Annotated in this window: 14 protein-coding genes; 5 read left to right on the top strand and 9 right to left on the bottom strand. The window is 71.0% G+C overall.

Going from position 1 to position 14365, the window contains the following annotated elements; genetic code table 11:
• Positions 1-14 precede the first annotated feature (14 nt).
• A complete protein-coding gene (locus HTV45_RS23220) occupies positions 15-482 on the bottom strand; it encodes a hypothetical protein (protein WP_215207788.1) in 468 nt (155 codons plus the stop codon).
• 85 nt (positions 483-567) lie between these two features.
• Positions 568-792, bottom strand: a complete 225-nt coding sequence (locus tag HTV45_RS23215) for a DUF397 domain-containing protein (protein WP_109541727.1) — start codon at positions 790-792, stop codon at positions 568-570.
• Between the two features lie 321 nt (positions 793-1113).
• On the opposite strand from HTV45_RS23215, the gene HTV45_RS23210 reads away from it, so the two are divergent.
• Both HTV45_RS23210 and HTV45_RS23205 read left to right on the top strand, forming a co-directional pair.
• Positions 1114-2007 (top strand): helix-turn-helix transcriptional regulator, encoded by an 894-nt coding sequence (locus tag HTV45_RS23210; RefSeq protein WP_215207787.1) that lies wholly within the window; start codon positions 1114-1116, stop codon positions 2005-2007.
• Positions 2004-2195, top strand: a complete 192-nt coding sequence (locus HTV45_RS23205; protein ID WP_215207786.1) for a DUF397 domain-containing protein — start codon at positions 2004-2006, stop codon at positions 2193-2195. Before HTV45_RS23210 ends, HTV45_RS23205 begins: the two co-directional genes overlap by 4 nt.
• A 200-nt stretch (positions 2196-2395) precedes the next feature.
• On the opposite strand, the gene HTV45_RS23200 is transcribed toward HTV45_RS23205, so the two are convergent.
• The 7 genes from HTV45_RS23200 to HTV45_RS23170 all read right to left on the bottom strand — a co-directional run bounded on the left by HTV45_RS23200 (position 2396) and on the right by HTV45_RS23170 (position 8781).
• Entirely contained in the window at positions 2396-3004 is a 609-nt protein-coding gene (locus HTV45_RS23200) for a dihydrofolate reductase family protein (protein ID WP_215207785.1), read from the bottom strand.
• A gap of 81 nt (positions 3005-3085) precedes the next feature.
• Entirely contained in the window at positions 3086-4660 is a 1575-nt protein-coding gene (locus HTV45_RS23195) for a transporter (RefSeq protein ID WP_215207784.1), read from the bottom strand.
• On the bottom strand, positions 4657-5001 hold the full coding sequence (locus tag HTV45_RS23190; protein ID WP_215207783.1) for a hypothetical protein: 345 nt from the start codon (positions 4999-5001) through the stop codon (positions 4657-4659). The genes HTV45_RS23195 and HTV45_RS23190 overlap by 4 nt, the downstream gene beginning before the upstream one ends.
• 235 nt (positions 5002-5236) lie before the next feature.
• Positions 5237-6064, bottom strand: coding sequence for an SDR family NAD(P)-dependent oxidoreductase (locus tag HTV45_RS23185; RefSeq protein ID WP_215207782.1), 828 nt, complete (start codon positions 6062-6064; stop codon positions 5237-5239).
• A 325-nt stretch (positions 6065-6389) separates the two neighbouring features.
• Complete coding sequence (locus HTV45_RS23180) at positions 6390-6629, bottom strand: hypothetical protein (protein WP_215207781.1); 240 nt, start codon at positions 6627-6629, stop codon at positions 6390-6392.
• A 337-nt stretch (positions 6630-6966) separates the two neighbouring features.
• The gene (locus tag HTV45_RS23175) at positions 6967-8496 is read right to left on the bottom strand and encodes a UDP-N-acetylglucosamine 1-carboxyvinyltransferase (RefSeq protein WP_215207780.1); all 1530 of its coding nucleotides are present in this window, start codon (positions 8494-8496) and stop codon (positions 6967-6969) included.
• Positions 8497-8571: 75 nt separating this feature from the next.
• On the bottom strand, positions 8572-8781 hold the full coding sequence (locus tag HTV45_RS23170; protein ID WP_215207779.1) for a DUF4236 domain-containing protein: 210 nt from the start codon (positions 8779-8781) through the stop codon (positions 8572-8574).
• A gap of 569 nt (positions 8782-9350) precedes the next feature.
• Between HTV45_RS23170 and acnA the strand changes: the two genes are divergently transcribed.
• The 3 genes from acnA to HTV45_RS34440 all read left to right on the top strand — a co-directional run bounded on the left by acnA (position 9351) and on the right by HTV45_RS34440 (position 14356).
• Positions 9351-12074, top strand: a complete 2724-nt coding sequence (acnA, locus tag HTV45_RS23165) for an aconitate hydratase AcnA (RefSeq protein ID WP_308309732.1) — start codon at positions 9351-9353, stop codon at positions 12072-12074.
• Between the two features lie 121 nt (positions 12075-12195).
• Complete coding sequence (locus HTV45_RS23160) at positions 12196-12582, top strand: hypothetical protein (protein ID WP_215207777.1); 387 nt, start codon at positions 12196-12198, stop codon at positions 12580-12582.
• Positions 12583-12595: 13 nt separating this feature from the next.
• Positions 12596-14356 carry a caspase family protein gene (locus HTV45_RS34440; protein WP_251692606.1) on the top strand — a complete coding sequence of 587 codons (1761 nt, stop codon included), beginning with the start codon at positions 12596-12598 and terminating at the stop codon, positions 14354-14356.
• Positions 14357-14365 lie beyond the last annotated feature (9 nt).

The raw sequence follows: 14365 nt of genomic DNA, 5'->3' as shown, positions 1-14365 counted from the left end.
GTGCGTGGCGTCGTCTACGCGACGGGGCACAGCAGTTCGGGTGTGGTGCGGTTCGGGGAGCAGGTCAGCAGGGCCAGGGAGAGGTACGAGGGGCGTTCGAGGTAGCAGCCGTACGAGATGTCGGCGCCCGCGCACAGGCGTTCGGCGGCGGCATCCACCAGCCGGGCCAGGCGCGCGGTGTCCCGGTCGGCCGCCGACGCGAACCGGGGCGCGTACTCGGCCAGCTGTTCACCGAACCAGGCCGCCGCCTCCTTCGCCTCGTCCCAGGTGCCCCGGACCAGTGAGCGGGGCTTGACGAGCCAGTACGCCGTCTCCAGGGGCGGGAGGTCCGACGTCCGGAACTCCGCGGCGACCTGGCGGTAGCGGTCGATCAGTTCCGGCCTGCTTCCGGGCGGGGGCGGATCGGGGTGCGGGGGCCGCCGCAGGGCCTCGTCGTCGAAGCGCGCCTTCGGGCCGGTCCAGAGGTAGGCGTGGTGGTGCACGTGCTGCTCCCGTTTCGAGGAGCGCCGGCGGCCGGACGCGGGGAGGGATCCGGTCCGGCCGGCGGCGGGGAGGGGAGGGGGAGGGTCAGGCGCCGAGGCCGAAGCGCGCCGGGTCGATACCGGCGGCGTCCAGCTCTTCGGTGGTGAACCGCAGCGGCTGAGCGTCCGGCCGCTTGCTGTCGCCCAGCGCCCAGGCGTCCTCGCCGATCCGGGCGAGGGTCACGCACCCCTCGGTACAGGGGCCGCCGCACGCCTTGGTGAACGAGGCCCCGCTGATGTCGAGCGCGTAGAGGTTGGTTCCGTTCCGCATGACTGCACCTTCCAGCTCGTCCGACGCGGCCGGGTCCGGCCGCCGCCGCCCGTGGTGGGCGGGAGTGCACGGGAGGGGAGACGGCCGCCCGCGTGTTTCCGCAGGTGAGCGGTGGACGCGGACGGCTTCTCCCGGCTCTCCGTGACCTCAGGGTGGCGGTCGGACGGGGGCGGGGACGAGTGTGGCACTCCGTACGCTGAGTCAGCGTACGGACACGAAGAGTGGACGGTACGTCCGATGATCCGTCAGGCTGGAGGTGGACGCGGGCGGCGCGAGGAGCCGTCGTGGTGCGCGGTACGGAGGAGAGGAAAGGGGCGGCGGATGGACGTGATCGGGGTCGAGGGGGAGGCGGCCGGGGTCGAGGGCGCCGGTGCGCGGGTGGTTCCGGTGGGGGAGTGGGAGCGGGAGCCGCATCCGTCGGACAGCCTGCGGACGTTCGGGGCGTTCGTTCAGGCGCTGCGCGAGCATGCGGGGCTCAGCCGGGTCGACCTGGGCGCTCGGGTCCAGTACTCCAAGCACACGGTGGAGTCGGTGGAGTTGGGGCGCCGGATGCCGGACGAGGCGTTCGTGGAGCGGGCCGAGGAGGCCCTGGGCAACACCGGTGCGCTACGGAAGGCCGCCAGGCATCTGACGCGGGGTGAGGCGGGGCTGGCGGCGTGGTTCCGGCGGTGGGCCCGGCTGGAGCGGGAGGCGGTAAGCCTGTGCACGTACGAGTGCCGGTTGGTGCCGGGGTTGTTGCAGTCGGAGGCGTATGCGCGGGCGGTGTTCGACAACAGCATCCCGCTGCTGACCGACGAGCAGACGGAGGCGCAGGTCACGGCCCGGATGGAACGGCAGGCGATGATGAGGGAGCGGCCGACCGTGCCGTTCGGGTTCATCGTGGAGGAGTCGGTCTTCCGGCGCGGACTGGGTGGGGCGCAGGTGCAGGCGAACATGCTGGACCATGTGCTTGAGCTGACCGCGCCGCGCAACGTGACGCTTCAAGTGGTGCCGGTGGAGTTGGAGTTCCATGGGTGCCTGGACGGGCCCATGCGAATTCTGGAAACCCCGGAGGGGCGGCGGCTCGGGTACTCCGAAGGGCAGCAGAACGGACGGCTGATCTCCGACGCGAAAGAGATGAGTCTGCTCTGCCGACGCTATGACACACTGCGCTCGCAGGCCCTCAACCCCAAGGAATCCCGGGACCTGCTGGAGCGACTGCGAGGAGAGCTATGAGCAGCGGTACGTCGGAACTCGCCTGGTTCAAGTCCAGCTACAGCGGCACCCAGGGAGACGACTGCGTGGAGGTCGCGATCGCCGAACAGGCCGTCCACGTACGGGACTCCAAGGACGTGACCCGCCCGGCCTTCGCCATCGGCCGCGAAGGCTGGGGGTGGTTCGTACGGTTCGCGTCGGAGCGATGAGCGACGTGAGGGCGTGCCGTCCGGTGGAGTAGCGGACGGCACGCCTTCAGCGCGTTCGGGAGCGCTTGGTCTCGTCCGTGAAGCCGTAGCCGAGGGCCGCGCGGTTGATGACACGGTCACCGAGGTCGCGCAACGGCGCGGGCTTCGGCTGCTGAGCGGTGTTCTTCGCCGTGGCCGGGCAGGGCGTCGAACAGATTCCCCTACTCCCCGAGCGTGGCCACCGCCTCGTCGTAACCACCCGCCGGCGGCGTGGTGTCGGGGCCGTACACGAGATTCAGTACGCCCGTGGGGAACGTCTCGGACGTCAGCAGCTTCAGCGGGATCGACGGCCCGCCCTCGTCGAACAGGCGCATGCCCCGCCGTACGGCGATCGGGTGGACGAGGAGGTGCAGTTCGTCGAGGAGGCCCGCGGCCAGCAGTTGCCGGACGACGGAGACCGAGCCGCTCAGCGAGATGTCACCGCCCGGCTCGCGCTTCAGCGCGGCGGCGACCTCGGCGACGTCGCCCTCCGCCTGCTCGCTGTTCCGCCACCGCAGGTCGAGCCGGCTGCGGGAGAAGACGATCTTCCGCATGTCGCCGAGCTGCTTGGCGAAGCCGGCGTCCTCGCCGCCCGCCGCCTCCCGCTCCGGCCAGGCGCCGGCGAAGCTGTCGTACGTGGTGCGGCCGAAGAGCAGAACCTCCGTGGAGTCCAGGCCCGCGCCGACGGCAGCTCCCATCGCCTCGTCGAAGTACGGGAAGTGCCACTGGTCGGGCGCCTCGACGACGCCGTCGAGGGAGATGAACAGGCTTGCGGTGATCTTCCGCGACATGGTGTCCTCCAGAACCTGGTGCGTGTACCGGATATGACCGTGCCGCCCACCGGAACTCATCGGTGGGCGGCACGCGGCTGGTCAGACGGTGTCCATCTCGGTGTCCGTCTCCCTGTGGTGCGACGAGCCCCGTACCCCCGCACCGCCGGCCGCCCGGCGCGGGCCCGTGACGCTGCCCAGCCAGCCCAGCAGGAATCCGGCGGGTACCGTCACCAGGCCCGGGATCGTCACGTCCCAAACCCGGAAATCCGCTCCGGGGAAGATCGACCCGGGTGTGCCGGAGACATACGGCGACAGCGCGAGCGCCGCGATGGTCAGCGCCGTGGCCCCCCACAGGCACCACAACGCACCCCGGCCGGTGAACCCGGGCCAGTACAGGGCGTACAGCAGGACGGGCGCGAGGGCGGCACCGCAGATGGCGAGCCAGAGCGTCGAGACGACCACCAGGTTCCAGTCGGCGGCGACGACCGCCACGACCGCGGAGAGCGCACCCGTCAGCGCCGCCGCCCAACGCGACACGGCACCGTCCGCCTTTCCGGACGCGGCCATCACGTCCCGTCCCAGGGCGATGCCGGCGGCGAGGGTCACGTCCACCACGGCGGCGAGCGCGGTCAGGAAGAGGACACAGGCCAGGGCGGCGACGAGGATGCCGCCGCTGTCGAGCGCCCGCCCGAGCATCAGCGGCGTGAACACCTGCGCCGCCGGACCGGCCTCGCGCAGCGCCTCGCCGACGAGGGCCGCGGCGCCGACACCGACGACGGCGAGCGCGCCGTACAGCAGGGTGAGTTCGCCGAGCATCCAGCGGCCGCTCGACCGGGCGCCGCGCGGGCTCTTCGTCGAGATGGCACGCATCAGGACCGCGGGCATCGCCAGCGTGGCCATCGACATGCCGAAGGTCTGCCCGATCCGGTTCACGGCACCCACCCACCCCTCACCGGTGTAGCCGCCCGGACGCAGATAGGCCGCACCCGTCCCCGAGCCGAGCGCGGCCGCGTCGAACAGCCGCCCGATGTCCCCGCCGAAACGGTGGAGCACGAGCACCGCGGTGACCACCAGCACCGGCAGGGCGATCGCCGACTTCGCGATCATCACCACACCCGTGCCGCGGATCCCGCCGCTGACGGCCAGCGCCGTCATCGCGCAGCCGATCACCACGATGCAGCCGGTCCGCATGCCGGGCTGCCCGATCAGCGCCGCGGCGACGTTGCCGACCACCACCAACTGCACGACGAGCAGCGGGAAACAGACGAACAAGGTCACCACGCCCCACGAGACGCGTACGGCGGGCCCGCCGCTGCCGCGCGCGTCCAGCAGGTCCGCGCCCGTCAGCGAGGCGTGCCTGCGCAGCGGCTCGATGATCAGTACGAGGAACAGCACGACCCCGATCAGGCTGCCCAGCATGACGCCGAGGCCGTCGAAGCCGAACGTGGCGACCATGCCCACCAGCACGGTGACCGTCGCGACCGTGGTGGTGTCGCCGCCCATCGCGATCCCCTGCTGCCAGGAGCGCAGCCGGCGGCGGCTGTCGGACCGCGCGAGAGCCCGGTCGTCCTCGTCGGCGCCGGTGACGACGCACAGCATCAGGCAGATCACGACGAACACGGAGAACACCGCGAACACCAGGGACCGGGAGGAGGGATCGAGCAGCGTGGTCACGACCACCTCCGGACGCCGGGCCGCGGCTCGACCCGGTCGACCCGCCGCCCGTACACCACCAGTGCGTGCACACCGACGGCCACGGGCACCACGGCCAGCAGCACGCCGAGGCTCACCGGCCCGGCGACCCGCGTGCCGTACACGGCGGGCAGGAAGCCGGCGGGCAGCACGTAGAGCAGCCACACGACGGCGATCCGGACACCGAGCCGCAGCCCGACGGCCAGTCGGGCCGCCTCCTCGTCGTCGTCGCGCCCACGCTCGTGCCCGGCGGGAGTCCGCGCACCGGCCGCGGGCTCGTGAGGGTGGGGCGGCCCGTGTCCGGGCTGCGGTCCGAAGGACATGGGGGCGGCTCCGCTCACGTCGATCCGGCACCCTGGCAGGGGTGCGTGTACGGGTGGGGCTGGCCGCGGAGTCAATCAGACACCTGCGCGGATCAGCCCGCCCCGCGAGCGGATCTGTTCCCCCGCCCAATCCGGAGCCGTGCGAACGGTGAACGGGCACTGCCTGAGCGCCGGGCCGGGAGCAGCCGGGCGGACGGCTCGGCCAGTGACCTGAAGCGGGGATTCAGGTCACTGGCTAGGTGGCCGGACCGGCGACGGCCTTGTCGGATGTTTCCCAGAGCCGTGCCGCGTGGTCCGCGTTGAAGACGCGGGGGTCCGTCCGGATGGGGGCACCGGGGCCGTAGAGGGCGCCGTTGGTGAACTCGCCGGCCGGTGCCGTGGCGAGCCGCAGCAGGCGCCGGGCCGACTTCTCCGGGCTGATCAGGAACGGCGCGTAACGGAAGACGAAGCGCAGCGCCGTGTCACGGCCGATGTCGGTCCGGACCAGACCGGGGTGCAGGCCAAGGCTCAGGATGTCGGGCCAGCGCCGCGCCGCCTCCATGGCGAAGAGCACGTTGGCCGCTTTGGAGGTCTGGTAGGCCGCGATGCCGCGGTACCGCTGCCCGTCGCGGTCCAGCCGGTCCGGGTCGAGCCGCACATTGCGGCCGGGGCGCACCGAGGTGTTCACGATCCGGCCCCCGCGCAGCCTCTCCCGCAGCAGCGTGCTGAGCAGGAAGTGCCCCAGGTGGTTGGCCTGGATGGTGGCCTCGTGACCGTCCACGGTGCGCCGGTGGGACGGGGCGACCATGCCGGCGTTGTTCGCCAGCACGTCGATTTTCGGGTACGTCGACAGCAGGTGGTCCGCGAGTGCCCGTACGTCGGCCAGCCGCTCGAAGTCCGCCTGGAAGTGTCCCGGTTCGGTCCCGCGCCCGGCTGCCCGGACCCGCTCGACGGCGACCGCCAGACGACGCTCGTCACGGCCGACCAGGACGACCCGGTCCCCCCGGGCGGCGAACTGTTCCGCGGCAGCCAGCCCGATACCCGAGCTCGCACCGGTGATCACGATCGTACGCGGTGGCGTCATGCCGGACGTTCCTCCCAGGTTCCCGAGTCCCCTTCGACAGGACGCGAAGCGGGCACCGCGGGTTCATCCGGGATTCGGGAAACGGATGGCGCCGAGGGCGGCGTCGTCTGCCACGGGCGAAGGCTTCGGCGTCGAACTCCCCGCGCTGCCACGCGTGATCGACGGCGACGGCGACGGTGACAGCGGTACGGGCGGGGCGGGGCCTCCCCCGCCCGCCGCCCGCCGAGGGTGCCGCGGCGGGCAGGCCTGCCGCCGCACGGTGCGAAGGGTGCGTGGCCTGTCCGTGTGCGCTGGGGCCCGCCTTCAGGGCTTGCGCGCTCCGGTGTCAAGCGCCCTGTGTTCCCCGGTCCGACAGTTGGGCCTCCCGGGGAAGGCCCCCCGCTGTCAGGTTCCAGGCCTCGACGGCGACCTCGCCGCGCCCTGCTCCTGTCGTACGGGCCTGCAGTCGCCACGGTCCGTCGGTGGAAGGGTAGAACCTCAGGGTGAGAACCTGTTCGTCGGCCAGGTAGACCTCGGCTAACGACCGCTCGATGGCCGAGGCGTACGCGAACAACCACAAGTCCATCACCACCCGCTCCTACCCCCTTCCGCCAGGACTCCCTCCGCCTGCGCCTCTTCGGCGACGGCAGCGTCATCAAGTCCATGACCGTATGGAAGATGGGCGCCATGACCGGCTGACCCAGCCACCCTGTCGACGGCCCCGGGGCACCCACGCCCACGCCGGCCCGGTCCGCGAGCTCGCCGCGGACCGGGCCGGCGCATGGGCTGGTCAGCTGTTCGCGGGCGTGTACGACTCGGGCGTGAAGTCCCGGAGAAGTCCCACGAAGCCTGGCCGCACCTCCCGGGAGCGTGTATTGCCGCAGGTCAGAAAAGGGTCTCACCGGCCATCACCTGGCGGTCGATCAGATGTCGCGGAAGATCTCGATCTGCGCCCCGATCGAGTTCAGGCGTTCCGCCAGGTCCTCGTAACCGCGGTTGATGACGTACACGTTGCGCAGCACGGAGGTGCCCTCCGCCGCCATCATCGCGAGCAGGACGACGACGGCCGGGCGCAGCGCCGGCGGGCACATCATTTCCGCGGCGCGCCAGCGGGTCGGGCCCTCGACCAGGACGCGGTGCGGGTCCAGGAGCTGGAGACGGCCGCCGAGGCGGTTGAGGTCGGTGAGGTAGATGGCGCGGTTGTCGTAGACCCAGTCGTGGATGAGGGTCTTGCCCTGGGCCACCGCCGCGATCGCCGCGAAGAACGGGACGTTGTCGATGTTCAGGCCGGGGAACGGCATCGGGTGGATCTTGTCGATCGGCGCCTCCAGTTTGGAGGGGCGGACGGTCAGGTCCACCAGGCGCGTGCGGCCGTTGTCGGCGAAGTACTCGGGGGTGCGGTCGTGGTCGAGGCCCATCTCCTCGAGGACCGCCAGTTCGATCTCCAGGAACTCGATGGGGACGCGGCGGACCGTCAGCTCGGACTCCGTCACCACGGCGGCGGCCACCAGGCTCATCGCCTCGACCGGGTCCTCGGAGGGGGAGTAGTCGACGTCCGCGTCGATGGTGGGCACGCCGTGCACGGTGAGCGTGGTGGTGCCGATGCCGTCGACCTTGACACCCAGCGCCTCCAGGAAGAAGCACAGATCCTGGACCATGTAGTTGGAGGAGGCGTTGCGGATGACGGTGGTGCCGTCGTGGCGGGCGGCGGCGAGCAGCGCGTTCTCGGTGACGGTGTCCCCGCGCTCGGTCAGCACGATCGGCCGGTCGGGGGCGACGGAGCGGTCGACCACCGCGTGGTACTGGCCCTCGGTCGCGGCGATGTCCAGGCCGAACCGGCGCAGCGCGATCATGTGCGGCTCGACGGTGCGCGTCCCGAGGTCGCAGCCGCCGGCGTACGGCAGCATGAAGCGGTCCGTGCGGTGCAGCAGCGGGCCGAGGAACATGATGATGGAGCGGGTGCGGCGGGCGGCGTCCGCGTCGATGGCCTGGAGGTCCAGCTCGGCCGGGGGCACGATCTCCAGGTCGACGCCGTCGTTGATCCAGCGGGTGCGCACGCCGATGGAGTTCAGCACCTCCAGCAGGCGGTACACCTCCTCGATGCGGGCGACGCGGCGCAGCACCGTGCGCCCGCTGTTGAGCAGCGAGGCGCACAGCAGTGCCACGCACGCGTTCTTGCTCGTCTTGACGTCGATGGAGCCGGAGAGGTGCCGGCCGCCCACCACGCGCAGATGCATCGGGCCGGCGTAGCCCAGGGAGACGATCTCGCTGTCCAGCGCCTCGCCGATACGGGCGATCATCTCAAGGCTGATGTTCTGGTTGCCGCGTTCGATGCGGTTGACGGCGCTCTGGCTGGTACCGAGCGCCTCGGCGAGCTGTGTCTGCGTCCAGCCCCGGTGCTGCCGGGCGTCGCGGATGAGCTTGCCGATGCGTACGAGGTAGTCGTCTGCCATGAGGTTGAGGCTATCTCAGATATGAGATGCCGCCTCTTGGGGGGTCCATTCGGGTGACGATCGGGTGATGTGATGTCAATGTCCCCTGCTCCGGCGGCTCCGACTGGTCCGGCGCCATCCGAAAGGTCCGGGCAGATCCATCGAAGTCGTACGGCGTCCCGTGCTGCTGCGGGTGTAGCGCGGGCCGTTCCTGCCGCCGCCGGTCGTAATGGACCAGGAGCGCTTGTTGATGTTCAGCCGCACCCCCGGAAGGATCCGGAAGCTCTTGCGGAACGTCAGCGGCATCCCTGCCTCCCTATCTGCCTGTGTCTGCCTGCGCCTATCTGAAATTGTCCGTATTCGTCTGCCGGTATCAGTCCGTCCGGATTCGTCTGCCGGTATCCGTCCGTCCGGAACTGACTCCGTATCAGCCGGGTACCCCGTCCGGGCGCGCTGATGACAGGCGCGGCCCCGGGCACGGCGGGTGAGGGCGGGCGGCGCGGCGAGCGGAGGCCGGGTGTGGCGGTGGGGGTTCCGGTGGTGGGAGCGTGCGCTCCGGGTACTCGCGGAGGCGGGCGGCGTTCACCGGCGGCCGGGGCATGGGCGGGCGGTTGGGTGCATCCCCGTGCGATCACCCGCGCGAGCGGGTTGACTGAGGCGGGCGTGGATGGCTGCGCGGCCGACCCTGGCCCGGGCATGACCATTCCGTCCGCGTGTACTAGAGTTATCTCGACATCGAGATAACTGCCGAGGCGCACCGCAGCCGCCACCCTGGTGAGGGTTACCTAACTTAGCCTTACCTTAGCGGATCGGCCAGGGCGGCGTGGCGGCAGGATGCGGTGGTACGTACGCGCACATCAATGAAGGAGACTGTCGTGTCGGCGAACAGCTTCGACGCCCGCAGCACGCTGCAGGTGGGCGACGAGTCGTACGAGATCTTCCGGCTGGACAAGGTCGAGGGCTCCGCGCGCCTTCCCTACAGCCTGAAGGTGCTGCTGGAGAACCTGCTCCGCACCGAGGACGGCGCCAACATCACCGCCGACCACATCCGCGCCCTGGGCGGCTGGGACTCCCAGGCCCAGCCGGCGCAGGAGATCCAGTTCACGCCGGCGCGCGTGATCATGCAGGACTTCACCGGCGTGCCCTGTGTCGTCGACCTCGCCACCATGCGTGAGGCCGTCAAGGAGCTGGGCGGCGACCCGAACAAGATCAACCCCCTCTCCCCGGCCGAGATGGTCATCGACCACTCCGTCATCGCGGACAAGTTCGGTACCCCCGACGCCTTCAAGCAGAACGTCGACCTGGAGTACGGCCGCAACCGCGAGCGTTACCAGTTCCTGCGCTGGGGCCAGACCGCCTTCGACGACTTCAAGGTCGTCCCGCCCGGCACCGGCATCGTCCACCAGGTGAACATCGAGCACCTGGCCCGCGTCGTCATGACCCGTGACGGCAAGGCCTACCCCGACACCCTGGTCGGCACCGACTCGCACACCACCATGGTCAACGGCCTCGGCGTCCTCGGCTGGGGCGTCGGCGGCATCGAGGCCGAGGCCGCCATGCTCGGCCAGCCCGTCTCCATGCTGATCCCGCGCGTCGTCGGCTTCAAGCTGACCGGTGAGCTCAAGCCGGGCACCACCGCCACCGACCTGGTGCTCACCATCACCGAGATGCTGCGCAAGCACGGCGTGGTCGGCAAGTTCGTCGAGTTCTACGGCGAGGGCGTGGCCGCCACCTCCCTCGCCAACCGCGCCACCATCGGCAACATGTCGCCGGAGTTCGGCTCCACCGCCGCGATCTTCCCCGTGGACGACGAGACGCTGAACTATATGCGGCTGACCGGCCGCAGTGACCAGCAGGTCGCCCTCGTCGAGGCCTACGCCAAGGAGCAGGGCCTCTGGCTGGACCCGCACGCCGAGCCGGACTTCTCCGAGAAGCTCGAACTCGACCTGGCCACGGTCGTCCCGTCGATCGCCGGCCCGAAGCGCCCGCAGGACCGCATCGTCCTCGCCGACGCCAAGGCCCAGTTCGCCCAGGACGTGCGTAACTACGTCAAGGACGGCGGTGACGTCGACGAGGCCAGCAAGGAGTCCTTCCCGGCCTCCGACGCCCCGGCCATCTCCAACGGCTCCCCCTCCCACCCGGTCGAGATCACCGCCGCCGACGGCACGACCTACACCCTCGACCACGGCGCGGTGACGGTCGCGGCGATCACCTCCTGTACCAACACCTCCAACCCGTACGTCATGGTGGCCGCCGCGCTGGTGGCCAAGAAGGCGGTGGAGAAGGGCCTGACCCGCAAGCCGTGGGTCAAGACCACCCTCGCCCCGGGCTCCAAGGTCGTCACCGACTACTTCGAGAAGGCGGGCCTGACCCCCTACCTCGACAAGGTGGGCTTCAACCTCGTCGGTTACGGCTGCACCACCTGCATCGGCAACTCCGGCCCGCTGCCGGACGAGGTCTCCCAGGCGGTCAACGAGCACGACCTGGCCGTGACGTCGGTGCTCTCCGGCAACCGCAACTTCGAGGGCCGGATCAACCCCGACGTCAAGATGAACTACCTGGCGTCCCCGCCGCTGGTCGTCGCCTACGCCCTCGCCGGCTCCATGAAGGTGGACATCACCCGCGAGGCACTCGGATACGACCAGGACAACAACCCGGTCTTCCTGAAGGACATCTGGCCCTCCGAGGCCGAGGTCAACGACGTCGTGGCGAACGCCATCGGCAGCGACATGTTCTCCAAGTCCTACGCCGACGTCTTCGCCGGTGACGCCCAGTGGCAGGCGCTGTCCATCCCGACCGGCGACACCTTCGAGTGGGACGCCGAGTCCACCTACGTGCGCAAGCCCCCGTACTTCGAGGGCATGGGCATGGAGCCGGCCCCGGTCGAGGACATCTCCGGCGCCCGTGTCCTCGCCAAGCTGGGCGACTCGGTCACCACCGACCACATCTCCCCGGCCGGCGCCATCAAGGCCGACACCCCGGCCGGCAAGTACCTCACGGAGCACGGCATCGAGCGCCGCGACTTCAACAGCTACGGCTCGCGCCGCGGCAACCACGAGGTCATGATCCGCGGCACGTTCGCCAACATCCGCCTGCGCAACCAGATCGCGCCGGGCACCGAGGGCGGCTACACCCGCGACTTCACGCAGGCGGACGGCCCGGTGTCGTTCATCTACGACGCCTCCCGCAACTACATCGAGCAGGGCATCCCGCTGGTCGTCCTGGCCGGCAAGGAGTACGGCTCCGGCTCCTCCCGCGACTGGGCCGCCAAGGGCACCGCGCTGCTCGGCGTCAAGGCCGTCATCGCCGAGTCCTACGAGCGCATCCACCGTTCGAACCTCATCGGCATGGGCGTCCTGCCGCTGCAGTTCCCGGAGGGCCACACCGCCGAGTCCCTCGGCCTGACCGGTGAGGAGACCTTCTCCGTCTCCGGCGTCACCGAGCTCAACGAGGGCACCACCCCGCGCACGGTGAAGGTCACCACCGACAAGGGCATCGAGTTCGACGCGGTCGTCCGCATCGACACCCCGGGTGAGGCCGACTACTACCGCAACGGCGGCATCCTGCAGTACGTGCTGCGCAGCCTGATCCGCAAGTAGACGACAGGGCAGGGCAGTCGAGGGCCGCATCCCCGTGCCGGGGATGCGGCCCTCGCCGTCGCCCCGCTGTACGCTGAGAACCCAGCGGACGACGGGGGTGGCGGTGGGCCGCACGGAACGCATGCAGCTTGTCCTGGCCGGCGGGCAGGACAGCGACCAGGAAGAACTCGACGAGCTGGCACTCCAGTTGCGCGAGCGGTTGCTCGAACTGGACGTGGACGGCGTCGAACTGAGCCGTTCCGGGGATATTCCGGCCGGGGCCAAGCCCGTCGACGCGATCACGGTCGGGGCGCTCGCCGTCACCGCGGCCCCCTTCGTGCTGCGTTCGGTCCTCGACCTGGTGCGCACCTGGATCGAGACCCGCCCGGTCCGCACCGTCAGCATCACCCTGGGGGACGACACCCTGGACGTGGAGGCCGTCTCCTCCGCCGAGCAGCAGCGGCTCATCGACGCCTTCCTGGCCGCGCACGGCCCGGAACCGGAACCGGCCGGCGGCCAGGGCGAGTGACGGAACCACGACCATGTCCGCAGGCCGCCACGCCCTGCTCGTCGCGACGGGCCGGTACCACAACGAGGCGCTGAGACGACTGCGTTCACCCGCCAGGGACGCCCGGGAACTGGCGGAGGTGCTCGCGGACCCCCGGATCGGCGGCTTCGAGGTCACCACGGCCGTCGACCGGGCCCATCACGAGGTCACCCAGGCCATCGAGCACTTCTTCCTCGACCGCCGCCGGGACGACCTGCTGCTGCTGCACATCTCCTGCCACGGCCTCAAGAACGACGACGGTGAACTGCACTTCGCCGCCGCCGACACCGACCAGCGACTCCTCGCCTCCACCTCCGTACCCGCCCAGTTCGTGCGGCGGCAGATGAACCTGTGCCGGGCGCGTTCCATCGTCCTGCTCCTCGACTGCTGTTACAGCGGCGCCTTCCTGACCGGCAGCAAGGGCGACACCACGGTCCACGTCGGGGACGAACTGGCCGGACACGGCCGCGTGGTGCTCACCGCGACCAACCGCACCGAGTACGCGTGGGAGGGCGAGCGGGTCACCGAACTGGGCCCGGAGCCCTCCCGGTTCACCGGTGCCCTCGTCAAGGGCCTGCGCAGCGGCGAGGCGGACCGAGACCGGGACGGCGTAATCAGCGTCCATGAACTGTACGACTACGTGTACGAGGAACTGCGCGACGCCGGCGTCCGGCAGCGCCCGCAGATGTGGGCCGAGCTGGAGCACCGGGTCGTGCTGGCACGGTCGGTCCTCGCCCGGCCCGCCCTGTCGTCCGGCGGGGGGCAGGACACGGAAGCGGTGCCCACGGCCGGGCGGGACGCGGGGCCGCCGCCCTCGTCCGCACGCGCCCCGGACCCCGCACCCGTCGGCCCGGCCTCCGCCCCGCTCCCTGCCGGCTTTCCGCGCCCCGAGGAACGCCGCGAGCCGCGGACACCGCACGCGACGCGGACCCCTCTGCTGGTGCTCACCGAGGTGCTGACCGGACTGACGTGCATGGAGGACGCGGGAAGCCGGGCGCAGTTCGCCGCGGTACTGGGCGACCTGTTCGGGCGACGGATCGACCTCCGGGGTGTGCGTCAGCGGGAGGACGTGGTGGCGATCGTACGGGCCGCGCTGATGCACGGGAGCGACGGCACTCGCGCGCTGCTGTCGGTCGTCGAGGTCTTCGAGGGGCACCTGGCCGCCGGGGAGATACGCCGCGGACTCACGCCGTGCGACCACGGCGCGACGCGCCCCGGCCCCGTGACGAACGCCCCCGATCCGGTCACGAAGAGCCCCCGTCCGGCGTACTCCGGGCCGCAGGGGTTCGTCCCCGGCTCCCGGACCGGGGCGGACGGTGCCCGCGCGCGTTCCGACCGGGACCCGGTGGTCCCGGAACTCCGGCCGGGCAGCCGTCCGGCGTACTCCGGGCCGCAGGGGTTCGCCCCCGGCTCCCGGAGCCGGGGGGAACGTCCTCGTGTGGGTTCTCAGGGGTCTTCGCCGGCCGACGACCGGTCACGAGGCCTGCTGAGGCTGGGCCTGCTGACCGACGGTCTGTGCGAGCTGTCGTGCATGGACACGCCGCAGGGCAGGGCGCAGTTCGCGGCGCTGCTGGCGGAGCAGCTCGGACGCCCCGTCGATCTACGGGGCACCCGTCTGCGGGAGGACGCCGTGGCCATCGTGCGGGCGGCGCTGAGCGTACCGGGCGGGGACCGAACGCTGGTGGAGGTCGTCCGCATCCTCGAGGGAGGGCCGGCGGGCGACGACATCGAGTGGCTGCTCGACGCCCCCGACTGACCGGCGCGG

The organism is Streptomyces sp. CHD11 (assembly GCF_018638295.1).
In the GTDB taxonomy this organism is placed as follows: Bacteria; Actinomycetota; Actinomycetes; order Streptomycetales; family Streptomycetaceae; genus Streptomyces.
Note: the sequence above shows the minus strand (reverse complement) of the source record. Positions and strands in the feature narration are given on the sequence as shown.

Coding starts and splice junctions, on each gene's coding strand:
- HTV45_RS23180 (WP_215207781.1), bottom strand. CDS start 6,629: ATGGACTTGTGGTTGTTCGCGTACGCCTCGGCCATCGAGCGGTCGTTA.
- HTV45_RS23190 (WP_215207783.1), bottom strand. CDS start 5,001: ATGTCCTTCGGACCGCAGCCCGGACACGGGCCGCCCCACCCTCACGAG.
- HTV45_RS23200 (WP_215207785.1), bottom strand. CDS start 3,004: ATGTCGCGGAAGATCACCGCAAGCCTGTTCATCTCCCTCGACGGCGTC.
- HTV45_RS23185 (WP_215207782.1), bottom strand. CDS start 6,064: ATGACGCCACCGCGTACGATCGTGATCACCGGTGCGAGCTCGGGTATC.
- HTV45_RS23170 (WP_215207779.1), bottom strand. CDS start 8,781: ATGCCGCTGACGTTCCGCAAGAGCTTCCGGATCCTTCCGGGGGTGCGG.
- HTV45_RS23205 (WP_215207786.1), top strand. CDS start 2,004: ATGAGCAGCGGTACGTCGGAACTCGCCTGGTTCAAGTCCAGCTACAGC.
- HTV45_RS23215 (WP_109541727.1), bottom strand. CDS start 792: ATGCGGAACGGAACCAACCTCTACGCGCTCGACATCAGCGGGGCCTCG.
- HTV45_RS23175 (WP_215207780.1), bottom strand. CDS start 8,496: ATGGCAGACGACTACCTCGTACGCATCGGCAAGCTCATCCGCGACGCC.
- HTV45_RS23210 (WP_215207787.1), top strand. CDS start 1,114: ATGGACGTGATCGGGGTCGAGGGGGAGGCGGCCGGGGTCGAGGGCGCC.
- HTV45_RS23160 (WP_215207777.1), top strand. CDS start 12,196: ATGCAGCTTGTCCTGGCCGGCGGGCAGGACAGCGACCAGGAAGAACTC.
- HTV45_RS34440 (WP_251692606.1), top strand. CDS start 12,596: ATGTCCGCAGGCCGCCACGCCCTGCTCGTCGCGACGGGCCGGTACCAC.